This window comes from Archaeoglobus sulfaticallidus PM70-1, from assembly GCF_000385565.1.
GTDB lineage: Archaea > Halobacteriota > Archaeoglobi > Archaeoglobales > Archaeoglobaceae > Archaeoglobus_A > Archaeoglobus_A sulfaticallidus.
Genome location: NC_021169.1, coordinates 186,213 through 205,397, shown reverse-complemented (window position 1 = coordinate 205,397; position 19,185 = coordinate 186,213). Strand labels below are relative to the sequence as shown.

At 43.4% G+C, this 19,185-nt stretch carries 24 protein-coding genes; 8 read left to right on the top strand and 16 right to left on the bottom strand.

Features of this window, described 5'->3' with window-relative positions; genetic code table 11:
- Position 1: 1 nt before the first annotated feature.
- Genes ASULF_RS01175 through ASULF_RS01155 form a run of 5 tightly spaced genes read right to left on the bottom strand, consistent with a single transcriptional unit; the run spans position 2 to position 4,176 of the window.
- Positions 2-694 (bottom strand): ATP-binding cassette domain-containing protein, encoded by a 693-nt coding sequence (locus ASULF_RS01175; RefSeq protein WP_169336375.1) that lies wholly within the window; start codon positions 692-694, stop codon positions 2-4.
- The gene (locus ASULF_RS01170; RefSeq protein ID WP_015589864.1) at positions 681-1,328 is read right to left on the bottom strand and encodes an ATP-binding cassette domain-containing protein; all 648 of its coding nucleotides are present in this window, start codon (positions 1,326-1,328) and stop codon (positions 681-683) included. The genes ASULF_RS01175 and ASULF_RS01170 overlap by 14 nt, the downstream gene beginning before the upstream one ends.
- Positions 1,315-2,232: a branched-chain amino acid ABC transporter permease gene (locus ASULF_RS01165; protein ID WP_015589863.1), complete on the bottom strand. Its 918-nt coding sequence runs from the start codon at positions 2,230-2,232 to the stop codon at positions 1,315-1,317. The genes ASULF_RS01170 and ASULF_RS01165 overlap by 14 nt, the downstream gene beginning before the upstream one ends.
- A gap of 4 nt (positions 2,233-2,236) precedes the next feature.
- On the bottom strand, positions 2,237-2,992 hold the full coding sequence (locus ASULF_RS01160; RefSeq protein ID WP_015589862.1) for an ABC transporter permease subunit: 756 nt from the start codon (positions 2,990-2,992) through the stop codon (positions 2,237-2,239).
- Positions 2,983-4,176, bottom strand: a complete 1,194-nt coding sequence (locus ASULF_RS01155; RefSeq protein ID WP_015589861.1) for an ABC transporter substrate-binding protein — start codon at positions 4,174-4,176, stop codon at positions 2,983-2,985. The genes ASULF_RS01160 and ASULF_RS01155 overlap by 10 nt, the downstream gene beginning before the upstream one ends.
- A gap of 123 nt (positions 4,177-4,299) precedes the next feature.
- Between ASULF_RS01155 and tmk the strand changes: the two genes are divergently transcribed.
- The gene (tmk, locus tag ASULF_RS01150; protein WP_015589860.1) at positions 4,300-4,914 is read left to right on the top strand and encodes a dTMP kinase; all 615 of its coding nucleotides are present in this window, start codon (positions 4,300-4,302) and stop codon (positions 4,912-4,914) included.
- Here the strand turns inward: tmk and ASULF_RS01145 are convergent.
- The 3 genes from ASULF_RS01145 to ASULF_RS01135 are packed head-to-tail and all read right to left on the bottom strand — an operon-like array spanning position 4,911 to position 6,244.
- The gene (locus ASULF_RS01145) at positions 4,911-5,219 is read right to left on the bottom strand and encodes a transcription factor S (protein ID WP_015589859.1); all 309 of its coding nucleotides are present in this window, start codon (positions 5,217-5,219) and stop codon (positions 4,911-4,913) included. The genes tmk and ASULF_RS01145 overlap by 4 nt on opposite strands.
- Positions 5,197-5,610, bottom strand: a complete 414-nt coding sequence (locus tag ASULF_RS01140; RefSeq protein ID WP_015589858.1) for an NUDIX domain-containing protein — start codon at positions 5,608-5,610, stop codon at positions 5,197-5,199. The genes ASULF_RS01145 and ASULF_RS01140 overlap by 23 nt, the downstream gene beginning before the upstream one ends.
- Positions 5,603-6,244 (bottom strand): PHP domain-containing protein, encoded by a 642-nt coding sequence (locus ASULF_RS01135; protein ID WP_015589857.1) that lies wholly within the window; start codon positions 6,242-6,244, stop codon positions 5,603-5,605. Before ASULF_RS01135 ends, ASULF_RS01140 begins: the two co-directional genes overlap by 8 nt.
- Positions 6,245-6,288: 44 nt before the next feature.
- Between ASULF_RS01135 and artA the strand changes: the two genes are divergently transcribed.
- From artA to ASULF_RS01120, 3 genes are read left to right on the top strand one after another with little or no spacing between them, the layout of a single operon-like run.
- A complete protein-coding gene (artA, locus tag ASULF_RS01130) occupies positions 6,289-7,068 on the top strand; it encodes an archaeosortase A (protein WP_015589856.1) in 780 nt (259 codons plus the stop codon).
- A gap of 5 nt (positions 7,069-7,073) precedes the next feature.
- The gene (locus ASULF_RS01125; RefSeq protein WP_236609732.1) at positions 7,074-7,676 is read left to right on the top strand and encodes a phosphatidylserine decarboxylase; all 603 of its coding nucleotides are present in this window, start codon (positions 7,074-7,076) and stop codon (positions 7,674-7,676) included.
- A gap of 30 nt (positions 7,677-7,706) precedes the next feature.
- Positions 7,707-8,684 (top strand): transcriptional regulator, encoded by a 978-nt coding sequence (locus tag ASULF_RS01120; protein ID WP_015589854.1) that lies wholly within the window; start codon positions 7,707-7,709, stop codon positions 8,682-8,684.
- 3 nt (positions 8,685-8,687) lie between these two features.
- Here the strand turns inward: ASULF_RS01120 and pyrE are convergent, their stop codons facing one another.
- Positions 8,688-9,233, bottom strand: a complete 546-nt coding sequence (gene pyrE, locus ASULF_RS01115; RefSeq protein WP_015589853.1) for an orotate phosphoribosyltransferase — start codon at positions 9,231-9,233, stop codon at positions 8,688-8,690.
- A gap of 5 nt (positions 9,234-9,238) precedes the next feature.
- Complete coding sequence (locus ASULF_RS01110; RefSeq protein ID WP_015589852.1) at positions 9,239-9,790, bottom strand: CDP-2,3-bis-(O-geranylgeranyl)-sn-glycerol synthase; 552 nt, start codon at positions 9,788-9,790, stop codon at positions 9,239-9,241.
- A 103-nt stretch (positions 9,791-9,893) separates the two neighbouring features.
- On the opposite strand from ASULF_RS01110, the gene tes reads away from it, so the two are divergent.
- From tes to ASULF_RS01095, 3 genes are read left to right on the top strand one after another with little or no spacing between them, the layout of a single operon-like run.
- Positions 9,894-11,459, top strand: a complete 1,566-nt coding sequence (tes, locus tag ASULF_RS01105) for a tetraether lipid synthase Tes (protein WP_015589851.1) — start codon at positions 9,894-9,896, stop codon at positions 11,457-11,459.
- 17 nt (positions 11,460-11,476) lie between these two features.
- The gene (locus tag ASULF_RS01100) at positions 11,477-12,064 is read left to right on the top strand and encodes a nicotinamide-nucleotide adenylyltransferase (protein WP_081623029.1); all 588 of its coding nucleotides are present in this window, start codon (positions 11,477-11,479) and stop codon (positions 12,062-12,064) included.
- Positions 12,061-12,528 (top strand): methylated-DNA--[protein]-cysteine S-methyltransferase, encoded by a 468-nt coding sequence (locus tag ASULF_RS01095; protein ID WP_015589849.1) that lies wholly within the window; start codon positions 12,061-12,063, stop codon positions 12,526-12,528. The genes ASULF_RS01100 and ASULF_RS01095 overlap by 4 nt, the downstream gene beginning before the upstream one ends.
- A 27-nt stretch (positions 12,529-12,555) precedes the next feature.
- Here ASULF_RS01095 and ASULF_RS01090 read toward each other — a convergent pair whose 3' ends face one another.
- From ASULF_RS01090 to ASULF_RS01070, 5 genes are all read right to left on the bottom strand, one after another.
- Positions 12,556-13,464: a formylmethanofuran--tetrahydromethanopterin N-formyltransferase gene (locus ASULF_RS01090; RefSeq protein WP_015589848.1), complete on the bottom strand. Its 909-nt coding sequence runs from the start codon at positions 13,462-13,464 to the stop codon at positions 12,556-12,558.
- A gap of 99 nt (positions 13,465-13,563) precedes the next feature.
- Positions 13,564-14,031: a DUF1641 domain-containing protein gene (locus tag ASULF_RS01085; protein ID WP_015589847.1), complete on the bottom strand. Its 468-nt coding sequence runs from the start codon at positions 14,029-14,031 to the stop codon at positions 13,564-13,566.
- Between the two features lie 20 nt (positions 14,032-14,051).
- Entirely contained in the window at positions 14,052-15,191 is a 1,140-nt protein-coding gene (locus ASULF_RS01080) for an NAD(P)/FAD-dependent oxidoreductase (RefSeq protein WP_015589846.1), read from the bottom strand.
- Between the two features lie 27 nt (positions 15,192-15,218).
- Positions 15,219-15,446 (bottom strand): sulfurtransferase TusA family protein, encoded by a 228-nt coding sequence (locus ASULF_RS01075; RefSeq protein WP_015589845.1) that lies wholly within the window; start codon positions 15,444-15,446, stop codon positions 15,219-15,221.
- Between the two features lie 10 nt (positions 15,447-15,456).
- Entirely contained in the window at positions 15,457-15,846 is a 390-nt protein-coding gene (locus ASULF_RS01070; RefSeq protein WP_015589844.1) for a DsrE/DsrF/DrsH-like family protein, read from the bottom strand.
- A gap of 105 nt (positions 15,847-15,951) precedes the next feature.
- Here ASULF_RS01070 and ASULF_RS01065 point away from each other — a divergent pair, with 105 nt between their 5' ends.
- Positions 15,952-18,294: a DNA-directed DNA polymerase gene (locus ASULF_RS01065; protein WP_015589843.1), complete on the top strand. Its 2,343-nt coding sequence runs from the start codon at positions 15,952-15,954 to the stop codon at positions 18,292-18,294.
- Here ASULF_RS01065 and ASULF_RS01060 read toward each other — a convergent pair.
- On the bottom strand, positions 18,283-19,014 hold the full coding sequence (locus tag ASULF_RS01060; protein WP_015589842.1) for an acetoacetate decarboxylase family protein: 732 nt from the start codon (positions 19,012-19,014) through the stop codon (positions 18,283-18,285). The genes ASULF_RS01065 and ASULF_RS01060 overlap by 12 nt on opposite strands.
- Positions 19,015-19,185: the final 171 nt, after the last annotated feature.

Sequence of the window (19,185 nt, the reverse complement as noted above, 5' to 3'; positions counted from 1 at the left end):
CCTAAATCAAAAGGTACTCCCTCAGCTTTTTTATAACCTCATCTGAACTGGTTATCTCTCTACTATGTATAACTTTTCCTGAGATCATCAGTGTGATTCTGCTGGAGATCTCTATTAGATCTTCAACCCTCTCATGACTTATCACTGCAATGCCAGCTCTCTTTTTAATTCGCTGGATCTCCTCCAGTACAATATCTCCAGCATCTCCATGAAGACCCTGAAAAGGCTCGTCAAGCAGAAGATACTTCGGGTTTGAGGCTATAGCCCTCCCGAACACAACCATCTGTCTCTCTCCACCGCTCAGATTCTTTGCCTTATGGTTTCTGAGTCTCCTGAGCTTTGGGAATAAATCGTAAACTCTCTCAATCTCACCACCGATCCTTATGTTCTCCTCAACTGTCAGATTCTCCGCAACCCTCATCTTCTCTGGAGCCAGAACTATCCCCATCCTGTATCTCTGATGTGGTGGATAATCGGTTATATCAACTCCATCGAGATATATTGATCCAGAATGAGCTTTTACCAAGCCAGCCATCGTCCTGAATACGGTCGATTTCCCACTGCCGTTTGGGCCTGTTAGTAAGTTAATCTCTCCCCTTTTAATGAAAAAATCCACATCCTGTATTATATCTCTTATCCCGACTTTAACACTAACTTTTCTGGCTTCCAGCATCACTTCTTCAACCCTCCACAATCAACCTCCCATTTTCAATCGAGAAAATCCTGTCAGATATTCTCTCCAGAATTCTCTTCTTGTGGGCGGTTATCAGCATCGCTATGCCATCATCTCTCATTAGTCTGACTTTCTTCATCACATTCTTTGAGTTTTCTCTATCCAAGGCTGAAAATGGCTCATCGAGCAGCAAGAGTTCGGGCTCGGTTGAAACACTTTTGCATAATTCAAGCAGTTTCAGCTCTCCCTGTGAAAGATATGTGGCTTTTCTGTTTGAAATGTGGTCTATATCGAATTTTCTGAGCAAGTCTGAAGCTTTTCTTGCGGCCTCTTTTTCATCATACCTCAGCAGAAAGCCTGCCAGAACATTCTCGAATACGGTTAAACTTTCAAAGGGCTTGGGAATCTGGAAAGCGTAGCTTATTCCTATCTCCGCTCTTCTCTCTACCGAGAACCCCGTGATGTTCTTACCCTCCATTATTATCTTCCCGCAACTCGGCTTTTCAAATCCGGAAATTATTCTCAGGAGTGTTGATTTTCCACATCCGTTTGGCCCGAATATACCAATAACCTCTCCTCTGTCAATTTCTAGATTGATCTCTCTCAGCACAACCAGATCTCCGAATTGCTTGGAGACATTCTTAACCTTCAGCAAACCTCTCCCTCCAGTTCATGATTTTGGGAGAAAGGATCAGGATGATTGCGTACAGCATGAGATGGAACTGGGGAAATATCGAGTTCAGGTAGTCTGAGAGCAGGACTATTATGAAGCTACCCGCTATCGCACCAGTTATGGGCTCTCTGAAGAATACGGTTGCTATGAACGGAAATATCGCGAGGTGGACTGAGAAAAGCTCCGGACTTGCATGGTTGAAGTGCAGCACATACAGATTCCCCGCTACCGATGCGAAAAAGGCTGATATCAGGGAGGTTACGGCTTTAACCCTGTGAGATCTGATGCCCAACACTCTGGCAGAATCCTCATTGTCTCTGAACGCCTTAAATCTCAGTCCGTAATGGCTGATCTCAAAATATTTCATGAATGAAAACAGCATGAGCAATATGAGCAGAGATGTTAGGTATATGCAATCCCTTGAGATGTGGATCATCGAGAAACCCTCTTCACCGCCATAAATCTCGCCATTCTTTGTTATTGTTATCAGTGGTGAGATGATCCAGATGAGCACACCGAGTATGAATGTTATGAAGACGAAACCTGTTCTCTCAGTTTTTTCCATTAAAATGAAGAAAATTATGGATGATGCGACGAATCCAGGAATCCATCCAGCGTAGAAAAAATCTCCGAAGTAGAAGTTCAGTATTGCGGAGAAGTACCCTGCCAGACCGAAAGGTATTGTGTGTCCGAGGCTTATTCTTCCTGAATATCTTTCCATGAAGACCCATGATAGAGTTAGTATGGAGTACAGGATTGCGAGGTTGATCAGCCACTTGAGGTGGAATGGGAGTAGCAGAGCGATGGCTAGAAGCGAGAGTAATGCTGCCTGAGCAGCAGATTTCCTTCTTGCCAGTCTGATTCTTTCGAAGTATTCTTTTTCCATCAGATCACCAGATCACCATCATCAGGATCGAGTATGATATGGATATGATCGCTATCTTGATGTAATGCATGATCCCGACGCTTCTGAATATCGATGCGAGTGAGGCTATCACGATCCCGCTCATCAGCGGGAGATAGCCTATCGATGGAGAGACTGCGAGTGAGAACGATGACATTGCTCCGAGCACACATATTGCTGAAGAGGTTAGAGCTATGCAAATCAGAGAGTACTTTTCAACATCAACACCATATATCTCTGCGAGCAATGGATCATCTTCAACGAACTTAACCCTTATTCCGAATTTTGAGAGATAAATCAGTGCCAACGAGAGGAAAACTAGGATAAAGAGAATGATCTCGGACAGCTCCCATAATCTGATTCCAAAGATTGTATAATTCAGATCCTCTATTATGAGGTAGTATCCGCTGGAGTGGGTAATTCTGAGAATCTCCTCAACTGCAATACCAAAACCCAGACTGATAATTGTGGCTTCGAGCATGCTGCTACCAATTCTTTTAATCAAAATGTAAAGGGTCACGCCAAGAACGATTCCGGCTAACATGCTCAAAGCTATCGAAGAAATAAAGCCGAATCCTGTTTGAGACAGATGGTACAGGTGATATGAGATATATGCTCCCGAAGCATAAACTGAACCTAGGGCAAGGTTAAGGAACTTTGAGATTCTGAAATTAAGGCTTATGCATGTCGCAAAAATTGATAAAAAAATTGCGGAAGAGAACAACTCGTAGCCTATGGCCATACAACATCCGATTCCCTGTACTCCTCTGGGTATAGAACAACAGCTCTACCATCAACCCATTCTGATATCTTGCCTTTCAGCTTCTCGCTTCCCCACAATGCCTGATGGTTTTCGTTGAACTTGTACACGCCGCAAGCTCCGGTGAACTCTCCCTCCTCCAGCACCTTTATGAGCATCTCCTTATCGTCTCCAGACTTCTCAAACGCCTTTGCGAGAATAAGGATGGCATCATATGTCAGAACTCCAGCGTAGTTGTTGGCATCCTCGCCAAATTCCTTCCTGTAGTCCTCGAAGTACTTCTCGGTGTACTCTGTGACCTTTATTTTGTCAAGTGCTGCGGACTGGAAGGCAGTGTATTCTGCACTCTCGAGATTTTTGAGCGTTTGAGGCAGAGCCAGAACTCCACCGATTGAATACACTATTCCCTTTCCACCGTTCTGTCTGTATTCTTTGAGGTATGATATCGATAGCCTTCCGGGATCTCCTAGTATCAGAACATCATGCTCGCCAACAGCGTTGGCAGCCTCGACAGCCTTCTTCTGAACATCCTTTGGATCTACGGATGGGTTATAGTAGCTCACAGCGACGGGTTCCTTGTACTTCTTTATGACATTCAGCATTCCCTGATTGAATGTGCTGAGTGGCTGGAAGCCCTGGAAGTAGTAACCCTCAGCCTTCGATAGCTTCAGGAACTCAACTGCAAGTTCGCCCCAGTATGTGGTGTTGTAGGCATTTCTGAAAACATACCTATTTCCTTCATTCACCTTCTGCTCGATAATTCCGGCTGAAGCTACGCTCACGATATACGGGGTTTTCGTTTCCATTGCAGTATCTGCTGCTGCAATTGCCTGTGTGCTTGAATACGCTCCGACAACTGCCAGAACGCTATCGGACAGCTCGAGAAATGCTGACTTCGTTTTTTCTGCAGAATCGCCACAATCGGCGAAAACAAGCTCAACCTTTATTCCCATTTCCTCTTCGATATGCTTCTTTGCGAGCCTGGCTGAATTCTCCATCACCACTCCGGAAGTCTGGAACTTGCCGGTTTTGGGAATTAGAACGCCAATCTTCAGGACATTAGCTGGAACAGGAGTTGGAGTCTTGGTTGGAGCCTTCTCTTCTGTGCAGCCAATAACCAGAACAGGGATCAGTAAACTGATCAGCAACAACAATCTAAACTTCATATTTTAGCTTTTATGACTGTTATTAATAATAAATTTTTTGATTTCTCGATTATTTTTCTTGCTAAAACCGTGCTAAAACCGTGCAATTGAAAAACTTTTAAAGTTTCGTTGCTATTGACATCTGTGCTTATCGCTATTGAGGGGATAGATGGTTCGGGAAAGACCTCTCTGGCCAGATTTCTGGTTGAGAAGCTTAAAGAGCTTGGATATGATGCGATCCTGCTCAAAGAGCCAACCGATAGCAAGTGGGGGAAAAAGATAAAGGAGTCTTATAAGTCTAGGCTCTCACCTGAGGAAGAACTGAGACTTTTCCTTCTGGACAGGGAGTACGATGTTAAAAACAACATAATTCCTGCTCTGGAGAGCGGCAAGATAGTGATTATGGACAGGTATTACTTCTCAACCATTGCATATCAGGGTGCACTGGGTTTTGATCCAGATGAGCTGAAAAGGATGAATGAGGAGATAGCTCCAAAGCCTGATCTGCTCATAATACTGGATTTAAATCCAGAAAAAGCTCTGGAAAGGATAAAGAATAGAGATGAGCCAAATGAGTTCGAGAGGAAGGAGTATCTGAGCAGGGTCAGGGAGATATTTCTGTCGATTGAGGATGAGGATGTTGATATACTGGTGGTGGATGCTAACAGGGATCAGGATGAGATAAGATCGCTCGTTCTGGATCGTGTTCTGGTTGATTTATCTAAAGGAAAATCGAAGAAAAAGGAGGAGGTAAGTTAATCGTACTCTCTCCAGGTCTTTCCACATTTCGTGCATCTGAAGAATCTTACCTCGCTCTCATCAGCAGCCCTCAACTGCCTTAACCACCAGTATGCCTCTCTGTTCCCGCATTCCGGGCAGATGGCAGTTGTTGTCGGGAGCGTTTTGATGTTCTCCCCCTCTATAACCGGAACATCCTCTCTGTTTGTTTTCGTAACGAGCACAACGCTCTTCTCTCCAACTTCTTTTTCATACCCGCATTTCCTGCAAACAGCTTTGTTCTGGTAGTATATCATTATGCTCTTACATTTTGGACAGAATTCCAACTAAATCACCCCTTGCTGAGTCTATCATCTTTTTGTGATCAAAGGCAAGCTCGGGAAGCTCATCAAGCGAAAAAACTCCAACTTCTCTGGCATCACTTCCGGCCTTGAGCCTGCCCTTGCCCTTCACAATAAAACACACTGACACGAAATGACCTCTTGGATCTCGATTAGGATCTGAATATACACCGACCAGCTTATAAATCTTCCCATCAAGTCCGGTCTCTTCCTTAAGCTCTCTCAACACAGCAGACTCCACACTCTCCCCGTACTCGACTATCCCACCGGGAAGGGCATAGTATCCCTTAAACGGTTCGTTCTTTCTTCTTATTAAAACGATTCCGCCCCTGTAGGGCACTATCGCATCTACTGTGAGAACTATGCATTCACTCAATTATGAACCTCCCGTCCTTTACAATGGTCTTGGCCTTTTTAAAACCTTCTCTGACATCACCAATTCTTGCTAGGGAGTGAGCGTCACTGCCGATAGAGTATTTTATTCTCCTGCAGCGCAGTAGAATCTCATCTGGAGGGGAGTTATGGGCTGTATTCAGTTCGATAGCAACATCATTGTCCTTTATGAAGTCTATGAGGTCTAACGCATCCTCCACACAGTCGTTCAATTGAAAATCGAATGGATGGAACATCTCGGAATACAGATGGGCTATTACATCGACATCATATTTTTCAATGCACTTCCTTACCCTCAGATTGTATTCCTTAAAGCTTATGTTTGCGTGTATTGAGGCGAGGATTATGTCAAAGTCAAAATCTGGAATCATGATTTCCCCATCGGCAAGAATTCCGCATTCAACGGCAGACAGTATCTCAATGTTGTAGGCTGAGGAGTACTTTTCTATCTCTAATTGTCTTTTAACAGCCTTAGCCTCGTCCAGTCCAAATTTATGCTCCATAGAGTGATCCGCAATTGCAATAACCTTCAGATTCCTCTCCTTTGCCTTTTTTGCAATATCTCTTATTGGAGAACTTCCGTCGGAGTAGTTTGAGTGGATATGTAAATCGAACATTACAAACGAATTGTTTAAGTATCTGAGTTAAATCTTTTTGCTTCATGGATTTTATCATTGTAATCTCAGCAGCCCTGATGTTCGCATTCGTTATATCAAAAAACAGCATTATCGGCGGTTTTTCATGGATACTGTTTGGCTTTGGCTGGATAACGAAGCTGCCGTATTATCTTGACATAGGAGATTATTTCAACTCCGTGATAATAGTTTCAGCGTTCATACTTTTTACATTAATTGGAATAGCCATAATCGCTGAAAGGGATGTCAGCAGGCTGAATACCTTTCTGAATTTGAGTGCATTTTCAGCCCTTTCAGCCATATTTTACTTCCCATTTGCGATGAATGGATTTCTTGGAGATTTTCTAATATCCAAAACTGCTCAACTGACTGTTATGCTCGCCAACTTTCTTGGCTACAACATTCAGATGTACGGCGACAGGATTCTCTATCTTAACGGCAAGTGCGTTGAGATAATTCTCGCATGCACCGGAATAGAGAGTATAGCCCTTTTTGCTGGGGCTACACTTGGAATGAGGGCAGACTGGAGCAGAAAACTGAAGGCGTTCATGGTTTCCGTACCGGTGATATATGTACTCAACCTTTTGAGGAATGTTTTCATAACCGTCAGCTTTGGCTACTCCTGGTTTGGTGAGAATAGTTTTTACATAGCCCATCACATAATTTCCAAGATTCTCGCAACTCTGGCTTTAATCCTGATCTCGCTAACCGTCTTTCGAATACTGCCGGAGCTTGCAGATCTGATATATGATTTGAAGGATATTCTTGAGGAGAAATATTTAAGGTTCATGAAGAAATCAGACTAATTTTGGTGGTTGGTGTGATAGACAGGAGCGGATTGAGGCTCATATATGCAGAAATAACCATGATAACAGTCCTGTTTCTCATCAATTTCATTTTGAACTCAGACCATCTCGTTTTTCTTATTATACTATCTTTGTTTTCGTTGCTTTTCACACTCTTATTTTTTCGGGATCCACCGAGGGATATCGGTGAAGGGATTGTATCTCCGGCTGATGGCAGGGTGGATTTTGTTGGAGAGAGGAGGATAGAGATCTTCATGAGTCCTTTTGATTGCCATGTTAATCGGGCTCCAGTAAGCGGGGTTGTGGAGAAGGTAGTTTATAAAAAGGGGAGTTTTATCCCCGCCTACAGGAGAAACGACTTCAGCGAGAGGAATGAGATATTTATAAGGAATGAGAAAGGTTTGTTCAGGGTTATTCAGATTGCTGGGTTTTTTGCGAGGAGGATAAACTGCTATGTCAAAGAGGGGGATTTTGTGGAGAAAGGTCAGAAAATAGGGATCATAAAGTTTGGGTCGAGAGTTGTTCTGGAGATTCCTGATGGTTATGCCTTTGTTGTTAAAGAGGGAGAGAAGATTAAGGCTGGCAGGACGATTGCTGTTGAAGCATAGCTTTATCTATGCCTGATACAACTATGAACTGTGCTTGCAGAAGAGAGGATAATAAGGCTTCTTGAGGAGGTTGGTGAGAAGGGAATACTTCAGAGCGAGATACCATCTATTCTCGACCTCTCTAAATCTACGGTCTCTGAAATTCTAAGCAATCTTGAATCTAAAAGGAAGATAGTCAGAGAGCAGGTATCATCCAGATCCTACAGGGTCTGGAGTGTTAAGATGTATCCCAACCCTGTTGAGGGTATTCTGAGAGTTGGCGTGCTGAAATCCACTGAGTATGCTTACCTGATAAAATCCGCACTGGATTGCGGGATGATAGTCAGGGTGTTTGATGATGCAATAGAGCTAACGAAGGCTTTGAGTCAGGGAAGGGTGGATCTGGCTGGAAGTCCTTTACTGACCCAGGTTCTCATGGGAATACTGATGAAGAACATCAGGATAGTTTCGGCAATAGCACAGAATGGAAGTGGAATAGCGATTAAAGCTTTGAGAAACGCGATATTTGGTGCATCAGAAATGTCAACGATGGACAGAAATTTGAGGAGATACATGGACAAAAAGGATATTTCTGGCAGGGTAATCTATTTCAAATCTCCTGAGAAGATGATCGAGAGCTTTGAAAAATGTCAGATCGATGGTATAGCGATATGGGAACCATATCTCACAATTCTGGCAAAGAAAGGATATGATGTTGAGTACTTCAATGAGTGCTTGGGCGATTTTCTGTGCTGCACTCTCGCGGTCAATACAGATTCGTACAGGTTGAATAAGGACCTTTTCAATGAGTTCATTGATCATTACTGGAAATTTGACGGGAGTCTGGATATGGATGTTGTATCGGGGATTCTTGGTTTTGAGGATATGGACAAAGAAATCCTTATCGAATCTCTGAAGAATTACAGGTTCAACCCTGAATTGGATATGGATATGGTTATAAGCTATCTGAAAGATGCTGGAATTGAAATTAGAAAGGAGAGCCTGGAGGAGATCATTAGAGTTGTTTAATGTTTATGCTTTAGAGTACTTCATAAGCTCGCTGGCTTTCAGGCATGGAATGAACCCTATCCCCTTTTCTTTGAAGACATCTTCAGCACCCTCTTCTCTGTCAACAACAACCAGCACTCCTAATACTTTACCTCCTCTCTCCATAACTCTCTCGACAACAGATAATGCGGATGAGCCAGTTGTTGTTACATCCTCAACCACAACAAACCTCTCTCCATTTATTTCCCCTATAAGGTCAGAAGTGACCCCATACTCCTTCTTCTTTTTCCTGAAGATTATGTATGGTTTGTTTGATGTGATTGAGAGTGCAACTGCTAATGGGACGCCGCCAAGCTCTATACATGCGATCTTGTCGAAATTCAGTCTGCAATCTTCAGCAAGCCTGAGCATGGTTTTCGATATCAGGGTTAGGAAGTCCGGATCTGTCAGGCTCTTTTTGACATCAACATAGTAGCTGCTCTTTTTTCCGGATGAGAGAACGAACTCACCAAATTTGAGCGATCCATTTTCTATGAGCTTTTTCACGATCTCACGCTTCAGCTCATCCATTTTTCTCACCATGGCACATTCTTGAGCCCGAGCTTGAAAGCTATAATGTTTGCGATCAGGTGAAGTACTGGTGTGACAATAAGTCCCGTGACTATCACCTCTCTTGTAAACAGACTGCTGAAGTGTGGGGAGATGAGATAAGCGAATAAGAGCGATACAGCAAGGAAGGTTAGCTGATCGAATACCGGAAAAACACCTCCCCGTTCTATTCCAGCCCTCCTCTTTATGAAGCTCCCGAAAACATCTCCGCTTAAAGAGCCAAAAGAGAGTGCAAAGATTAAGCAGAAAGCATCGAAAATGCTGAGAGATGAGAACAAATTCAAATTGAAGATTGGCTCAATCTTGTATTGAATCATCCCACACAGGATACCGCCCATAACCCCGAATACGAATCCCCGTATAGTTTTTCCATCACCGAGGATTCTCTTGCCATCTATGAATTTTTTTCTGAAATCTATAGGCATGCCTCCACCAAAAACGACCGCGAAATTGTTTGGTGTGTAAGCGGGAATGAGCAGCCAGATTGTTTTGATGATCAGGGCGATTATATTAAGCATAAATCAAAGCAACGAAACCTTGATATATCTCTTTCGGATTTTAAATTTATGGGAAATTCTTATCAGATTTATAGAATAAAATTATCAGCGCGGAGGTATGAACATGAAATCAAAAATTGATTCTCAATCAGTTGCGAAGGACATTTTACCATATAACACGACATCACTTTGTCCCGAGTGCATTAAAATCATCAACGCTACGGTTTACGAGGAAGATGGCAAGGTTATGATCAAAAAAACCTGTGAGGAGCATGGTGAGTTTGTCGAGGTTTACTGGGGAGACGCAGAGATGTTCAGGAAGGCTTACAAATTCGCTCATGATGGGCCCGGTATCGAAAATCCTCAGATATATGATGCAAAGTGTCCGTTTACATGCGGGCTTTGCAAAGATCACATGAGTCAGACTGCTTTGCTGAACATTGTCCTGACAAACAGATGCGATCTTGCCTGCTGGTACTGCTTCTTCTATGCAAAAAGGGCCGGTTATGTGTATGAGCCAACAATTGATCAAATAAGGGAGATGGTTAGAACCGCCAGAAGTCTGAAGCCCGTGCCTGCAAATGCCGTTCAGCTTACCGGTGGTGAGCCCACGCTGAGGGAGGATCTAGTTGATATCATAAAGGCGATAAAGGAGGAAGGAATAGATCATATTCAGCTGAATACCAACGGCATAAGGTTAGCCCTCGACCCGGAACTGCCAAAAAAGGTCAGGCTTGCCGGATGCAACACCGTTTACCTGTCATTTGATGGGGTTGATGAGAAAACGAACCCGAAGAATCATAATGAGATACCCAAAATTTTGGAGAACTGCAGGAGGGCTGAACTGGGCATAGTCTTAGTTCCAACTGTTATTAAAGGTGTTAACGATCATCAGCTTGGAGACATAATCAGGTTTGGTGTTGATAATATTGATGTTGTCAGGGGGGTTAACTTCCAGCCCGTCAGCCTCGTAGGAAGCATGCCTAGAAGGGAGAGAGAGAAAGTCAGGATAACGATTCCAGATGCGATAAAGAAGATAGAAGAGCAGACTGATGGGGAGATAAGCAGGGAAGATTTCTATCCAGTTCCAAGTGTAGCACCGATGTCTCACTTCGTTGAGGCGATAACTGGCCATCCACAGTACGAGCTGACAACTCACTGGGCGTGTGGGATGGCGACATATGTTTTTAAGGAAAATGGCAGGATGATCCCGATAACGAGGTTCATCGATGTGGAAGGGCTTTTTGAGTACCTCAACGAAAAGTCAGAAGTTATGAAGTCGAGCAAGATCAAGACAATTCGGGCTTTAAAGAGCGTCATCGATTTGAGGAAGTTTGTAGATAGTTCGAATGCTCCAAAAGGATTTGATTTTGCTAAAATACTGTTTGATGTTCTCGTGAAGCACGATTACTCCACTCTTGGTGACTTCCACGTTAAAGCACTATTCATAGGAATGATGCACTTCCAGGATCTGTACAACTATGACATCGAGAGGGTGAAGAGGTGCGAGATTCACTATGCAAGCCCGGATGGGAGAATAATTCCGTTCTGTGCGTTCAATGTCATACCTGAAATTTACAGGGACAAGATTCAGGCAAAGTATGGTATCCCACTGGATGAGTGGGAGAAAAAGACTGGCAAAAAGCTTAGAGATGACATATACAGGGTTGTCAAGAAACCGAGAGATTAAAAAGGAGGGAGAGGTTGATAAGGGGCTTCTTCATAGGCAGATTCCAGCCGTATCACTATGGACACCATGAGGTAATAAGGAACATAATAACTAAAGTTGATGAGCTAATAATCGGAATAGGCAGCGCTCAGGAGAGCCATGAGCTTGAGAATCCATTTACTGCTGGAGAGAGGATTCTGATGATCTCAAGTGCGTTGGATGAACTCAAAGATGAACTTGGTGATAAGAAGGTTTATCTGATACCTCTTGAGGACATCTACAGAAACAGCCTGTGGGTTTCGCATGTCATATCCATGGTTCCACCCTTTGATGTTGTTTTTTCGAACAACCCCCTTGTTGTAAGATTGTTTACTGAAGCCGGGAAGAAAGTGGTCAACACGAGCATGTACAACAGAGATGAGTATCAGGGAACGGAGATAAGGAGGAGGATGCTTGAGAACGAGGCGTGGGAGCATCTCGTGCCAAAGCCTGTGGTCAAAATCATAAAGGAGATAGACGGAATCAGGAGAATAAGGGAGATTGGAGGGAAAGATGCTGGCAATGGAGTTATAATCAGCTCGAAATCTGAGCTGAAATCTCTTATGAATTCAAAAAGTGAGTTATGAGAGTAATAAGCTTTGATCTTCCAGTTGGAACTTTCAGGGTATTTTTAGAAGATCGTTATATCGTTAGATCTGGGTTTGAGACTGGTAGTTTCGGTGATAAGGCTACCAGCAAGGTAAGGGCAAGGTTAAAGTCTGAGAGCAGGTTGGAGAATGCTCTGAGATCTTATTTTGATGGGGAAGTTGTGGACTTGAGCGATCTGGTTGAGATAGAGTCTGATGGTTTTGCATCAGAAGTTCTTAAAGTTGTCTCTGAAATTCCCTATGGCAAAACACTTACATACTCTCAGGTGGCTGATAGAATTAACAGCAGAGCTTACAGGGCTGTTGGAAAAGCATTGAGGAACAATCCTGTTCCGGTTATAATTCCATGCCATAGAGTTGTGGCGAAAAATGGAATAGGAGGTTACAGTTCCGGCATTGAAATAAAAAAATATCTTTTGAGACTTGAGGGTGTGGAAATTTAGAGCAAAAGTCAAGAATAAATAAAAAATTTAGGAGTACTCCTCGATAATGTCTCTCAGGTATATCTTGTGCTGACCCAGCTTTCCGTCATAGTTCCCGCTGGATATCCTGAGCACTCCATCAACTTTCGATGCAACCTCCATGCACACATACATTGCCTTTTTCAGAACATCCAGATTTATTCCGTTTATGACTATTTCTGGAATTGATTTAACACCATCCGGAACCTTTGAGTCGGGTATCTTGTTTTTGAGTGTTGGACAGAAGTAGTGGTTCGTTGTGGGGCCTATTTCTGGATACTTTGTCTCAGGTTTGGATCCGGCTGAGCATATGCCAAAGGAGGTTATAACTCCATCTATCTCCTTCAAAGCCTCAACAGCAAGTTCTCCAGCCTCAAGGGCAGATTCTTCTGAATCGCAGAAGTACCAGATGTTTCCTCCGGCTACACCCTCAGCATATCCGATGTATCTCTCGATTATGAACTCTCCGAACATTATTGGCACCCTGATAACCTTCCTCCCCCACATTTCCTCTTCCCACTCATAACCATCTCCACATCTTCCAATATTCAGCTCTGCATCGAACTTGGTCTCGCTATCGGTAGCGTTGAACACTCTCGTTGTTGGGACCACAAGCACTCCCTGACGGATTCTCTTGCTCATCTCTCTTGTCAGAACATCCATGAACTTCTTGCTTTTCTGAACCCATACCTGAGCGATAGCTCCATGTCTGCCATCCGGTGTCTCAGATGGGGAAAGCCATCTGTCTATTCCACCTTCAGACTCCCCAAAAACAGTCGAAGGCAGGGCAGTGGCCCCATAAGCAGCACTTTTCAAAAGCCATCTGTGCTTTGCAGTTATTATAAACCTCGAATATATTCCATCAAACGCCTCGCAGTAGGTATCATCTACTGGAACACCATTCAGTTCTAATGCCATGGTTGTGATAGAATTTTCAGAAATAAAAACATATCTGTGTTTTCGAGTTTGTTTAGCTATAATCAAGCGAAATAAAAAATAAATGAATAAATGATTACTTCAAATATTCTTGCCCATCTCTCTCGCGATTTTCACGAGCATTCCAAGGGCTTTCTGAACTTCTGGCTCTCTGAGGGCTTTAAGCAATCCGAACAGTCCAACGGGTTCAGCTTCTCCAGAACATCTGCATATAGCATCTCCTATGGCGTTGAACAGCTTTAATGAGTTATCACTGCTGAACTTTGAAGCTATAAGCCCTATATTTGAAATCATCTCTGCATTCTTGGCTACAACCTCGTCAGACAGCGTATCCTGAAATATCTTTATCAGCGCGGCAAATCCAAGTATGCTTTCAAGGTTGCCACTTTTCTCGAGCCAAACAAGTTTATCTATAACTCCATTTATGTCGTCTTTATTCTCAGCAAGATTCTTCAGAATCTCTCCTAAACCACTTGATAGCGAAATTAAAGCATCCGCGTTATTTGCAAGCTCCTTCAACTTCTTAATTTCCTCTTCAGTCAACTCCATAATTAATACCTCCTTATTGTTTACAGCACACCTCTCGCCGTCAGCCAGTAGAGCCTGTTGTAAGCGATCTTGCTCCAGTGAATGAATTTATTTGGCTTCACAAGTTTTGGTGGGGTTTCGTAGTCAAACCAGATGTATGTGCCGAGGTCGAAACCCATCTCGATGAAGCACATAGCCTTTCCAAAATACCTCGCAGTTGGGGGCAACCCCTTAATCTGTGCAGCAATGTTCTCGGAAATAACCTCTGCCTCAAAGTGAGCAACACTTCCAGCTTTGCTTACTGGCAGGTTCGTAGCATCTCCAACAGCGTAGATGTTGTCGTATCCCTCTACTTTCAGAGTATATCTGTCTGTTGGAACCCATCCGTCTCTATCTCCCAGGCCAGAATCGATTATCAGCTGTGAGCCTTTGTGGGGTGGTATTGCTATCAGCAGATCGTATGGCTCCTCCTCCCCCTCGAGCGTTATTATCTTCTTGTTCTTGGCATCAACCTCTATCGGGTTGAAGAATGTCTTGTACTTGATTCCCCTCTCGTTGAAGTACTCCACAACAACTTCAGTAACATTCTCAAGCGTGAAAACCCTGTTTATGGGGTATGTGTACAGGATTTCAACCTTATCTCTCAGTCTGTGCAGCTTGAAGAAGTCATGCAGCATGAAGGTAACTTCGATTGGAGCTACCGGGCACTTGTGCGGGATGCCCATTATGCTGACAACGATTTTTCCACCTTTGAACCTGGCAAGCTCATCTCTTAACCTTCTCGCACCCTCGACATTGTAAAACCAGTGGCCACCCTCTACAAGCCCTGGAACCTCTTCCGGAACAATTCTCGATCCAGTGGCTATAACGAGGTAATCGTAATCGTATCTACCCTTTTCGGTTTCAACATAGTTTTCATCAGCAACTATTTTGGTTGCCCTCTCTATCTTGAGGTCTATCATTGGATCCAGAAGGTATGTGAGCTCTTTGAAAAGCTCACCTTCCTCCATCCTGTTGAAGATCATGTAAAGCAATCCGGGCTCGTAAAGCTGTTTATCTCTATCAGAGATGAGCGTGATTTTTGTCTTACCTTCTCTAATTTCCTCTTTAAGCTTGTGTGAGAGGTAATTTGATACCAGAGTTCCCCCAACTCCTCCACCAATTATAACGATATTTTTCATAAAATCACCTCTAAAATAAAAAATAAATTATTTCAGCTTCTTGACAACGATACTCCAGTAATCTCCCTTCTTTTCAACTCCAACAAGCTCATGTCCAGCCTTCTTTACCCACTCGGGAATGTCTTTTGCGGAACTTTCATCGCTGGACAGGACTTCTATCTCTGTTCCAACCTCTGCGTCTTTTATTGTTTTAACCAGTTCCATCAATGGTCCCGGGCAGAAGCTTCCTCTGGCATCTACAACTATCCTTGACATCTCGACCACCTCATATGAAGAGAACCTGAGCACCTTCAGTCATGCCGAGAAATGCTGTAACCCCGAGCTTGTCATCGAAGACATCCACAAATTCATCCATGCTCAAACCGAGCATGTCCATGACCATTCCGCAGGCATAGAGCTTTAAATTCCCAGTTTCTTTCGCCTGTTTGAATGTGTCTATGAAAAGCGGTGCATTAGCCTGTAGCATTCCCTTACCAAGTTCACCAGCCTTCCAGGCCTTCTTTTCTACCACATCTTTCTTAAAAGCCATTAATCCATCCATCGTTGCGAAAACGAGCACCTCAGTGCCAAGCGTTGCGGCTACACTACCGATTATGCTCGCAGCCTGAAGCTTCTCAAGCTCACCACTTGCAAGAACTATCGCAAGTTTTCCCATTCTTACCACCTCAATTAAAAGTCCGACCTTATGGTATATAAACTTTTCTTGGTTTTTTCAAAATCGTTAAAATTCGGTCATCAAAGTATAAATAGTTAGAAAGCCATGGATGTAAAAATGAAAGCTTGGCTGATCGACATAGATTACATAACCAAAAACGAGAAGGCTGTAGTCAGAATGTGGTGTAAGGATAGCGATGGCGTTTTTGTCGCGTACGATCGCACATTTGAACCATATTTCTATGTTATATCTGACTATGAGCCGTATGTTAAGGTTGAGGACGGAAAAAAGACGATAGCTGTTGAGCGAATTGAGAGAGTAAAGAGAAAGATTTTAGGTAAGGAAAAGGATGTTTTCAAGGTTTTTGCAAAACACCCTCAGCATGTTCCTAAGCTCAGGGAGAGCATTTCGAAATTCGCTGATGTTAGAGAAGCGGACATACCCTTTGTATACAGATATCTGATAGACAAGGATCTGGCCTGTTTTGATGGTATAGCTTTGTCCGGTAAGCTAGTTGGTAAAAACTTCAGGGAGTTTGAGGTGGAGAGTGTCGAGAGGGTGAGGGAGAATGGATATCCGGATCTAAAGATAATGGCTTTTGATTGCGAGATGCTCTCCAGCTTTGGAATGCCGGATCCTGAAAGGGATCCCATAATCGTCATAGGGGTAAAATCCGGAGATTACGAGGAGATAATTAATGGGGACAATGAGAGGGAAGTAATCAAAAGGTTCGTTCAGGTTGTTAAAGAAATAGATCCTGATATAATTGTTGGATACAATCAGAACTCCTTTGATCTTCCATATCTCAAAAAAAGAGCAACTAAGCTTGGAATAAAGCTCGACCTTGGCAGAGATGGAAGTGAGTTAACCCTCAGAGGGAATCCAAAGATTGCAGGAAGGCTGAATGTCGATTTGTATGACATCGTTTTGCGAACTATCGATGTGAAAGTCAAGAAACTCGAGAATGTTGCGGAATTTCTAGGGAAGAGAATAGAGATTGCAGATATTACTGCGAAGGATATAGCTAAGAGATGGAAGGAAGGAAAGAGAAAGGACGTTCTGAACTACTCTTTGCAGGATGTGCTGCATACGTACTACATAGCCGAGGAACTGCTTCCGATGTATTACGAACTATCCAAGATGATCAGAATCCCGCTTGATGATGTTACGAGAATGGGTAGGGGGAAGCAGGTGGACTGGCTCTTGCTGAACGAGGCTTACAAGCTCGGGGAGATAGCACCGAATCCTGCGGAAATTTCACAGCCCTATGAAGGGGCTTTCGTGCTTGAGCCAGAGAGAGGCTTGCATGAGAATGTTGTCTGTCTGGACTTCGCATCCATGTATCCCTCCATAATGATAGCCTTTAACATAAGTCCCGATACACTTGCAAAGGGTCCATGTGATTGCCATACTGCTCCGGAGGTTGGACACAGATTTTTGAAGTCTCCGGATGGCTTCTTCAAGAGAATTCTGAAGATGCTCATCGGCAAGAGAAAAGAGATAAAGAAGATAATGAAAACTCTTGACTACAACTCTCCAGACTACAGGGTGCTTGATATCAGACAGCAGGCTCTTAAAGTCCTGACGAACTCTTTCTATGGTTATACCGGATGGAACATGGCGAGATGGTACTGCAGGGAGTGTGCAGAGGCTACAACAGCATGGGGCAGACACTTCATCAAAAAATCTGCGGAGATTGCAAGGAACATGGGATTCACGGTGCTTTATGGAGATACGGACTCCATATTCGTCAAAAAAGATGGATTGAGTATTGATGAGATGAGGGCAGAGGTTAAAAGGCTGATAATGAAATTGTCTGAAGAGCTGCCGATACAGATCGAGGTTGATGAGTATTACAAGACCATATTTTTCGTTGAGAAGAAGAGGTATGCTGGATATACTGAGGATGGCAGGATAATTGTAAAGGGTCTGGAGGTCAGGAGAGGAGACTGGTGTGAACTGGCTAAAAAGGTTCAGAAAATGGTTATCGAGATACTTTTGAAAGAGAGAGATCCTGAGAAAGCTCTGAAGACTGTTAAGAGTGTGATTGAGAAGATAAACTCCGGCAGCTTTGGGATAGAGGAGTATGTAATATACAAGAGCATAACGAGGAAGATATCGAGGTACGAGAGCGTTCAGGCACATGTTAAGGCTGCGATGAGGGCTGAGAAGATGGGGATCCATTACAGCGTTGGATCCAAGGTTGGCTATGTTATCGTTAGGGGTGCAGGAAATATAGGTGATAGAGCATATCCTTACGATCTGATCGAGAGCTTTGATGGGGAGATAATCCGGGGCAGTGATGGTGGAGTTTACAGGATAGACAAGGAATACTACATCGAGAACCAAATTCTGCCATCTGTTATGAGAATTCTTGAGAGATTCGGATATACCGATGGAGTAGTTAAGGGAGAGGCCGAGCAGAAAACCCTCGACTCATTTTTCTGATTTCAGAACTCTGATATCCTTGACCTTCAGCAAGGCTGAATATCTGTATCCCTCAAGTATCTTCTCTGGTTTGAAAAACTCCAGCTCATCGTTTATTCCTCCTCCGATTTCGAGCGTTGCTTTTCCTCTATAGATATATTCATACTCGACCTCTGGCACGAACTCGATCAGTTCGTCAATTCCCATCAGCCCGATGTATCTTCTGAGAATCCATGTGCCAAAGTTGTCCAAGGGAAGACTCTTAGCTTTTTCCTCCACCTCTACTTTTGCTCTGATCAGGCTGTATCCTGCCCTCATAGCGTTCGCTCCGAAAATTTTCTGTTTCATTAGCGGATGATCTCTTGTTATCCCAATGCTCGCAATCTTCTTCGGAAATCCCACTATGTACCCTCTCATCAGGGAAACATCGTTATCAACATACATGAATGGGCAGTAGGCATAACTTTTTCCTTCAAATTCAATTTTGATGAAAAAGGCAACCTCTTTGTACTGGACTAACTGTGGAGTCTCATAGTTTAGCTGTGGAAAGTTTGGACTGTGGGAAATTATGTCTGCGAAGTATATCCACATCTCACCATCAGTCTTGAGCTCTGTTATATTCTTCAACCTATCCGGATTAGCAACAGCGTGCACGGCTATTGCGTCGAAAGCATAGCTCCATGGCCCTTCTGGAACAAGAGCAGACCTTCCGAATTTTGTGAGTGGTGAAGTCCACTGCATGGTTTTACAGTTGCTGGCAAAAATTTAAAGGTTTGGCTTTTGAGTTTAGACTGGTTTTTCAGCCACATAATTGTTATCTCTTCTCATCGAGTCTCGTGTTTATGAAGTGAATAATTTCGGGAAACTATAGCTTACCGAAAAGCTAATTATCTGATGGATGTTTCTTGTCCA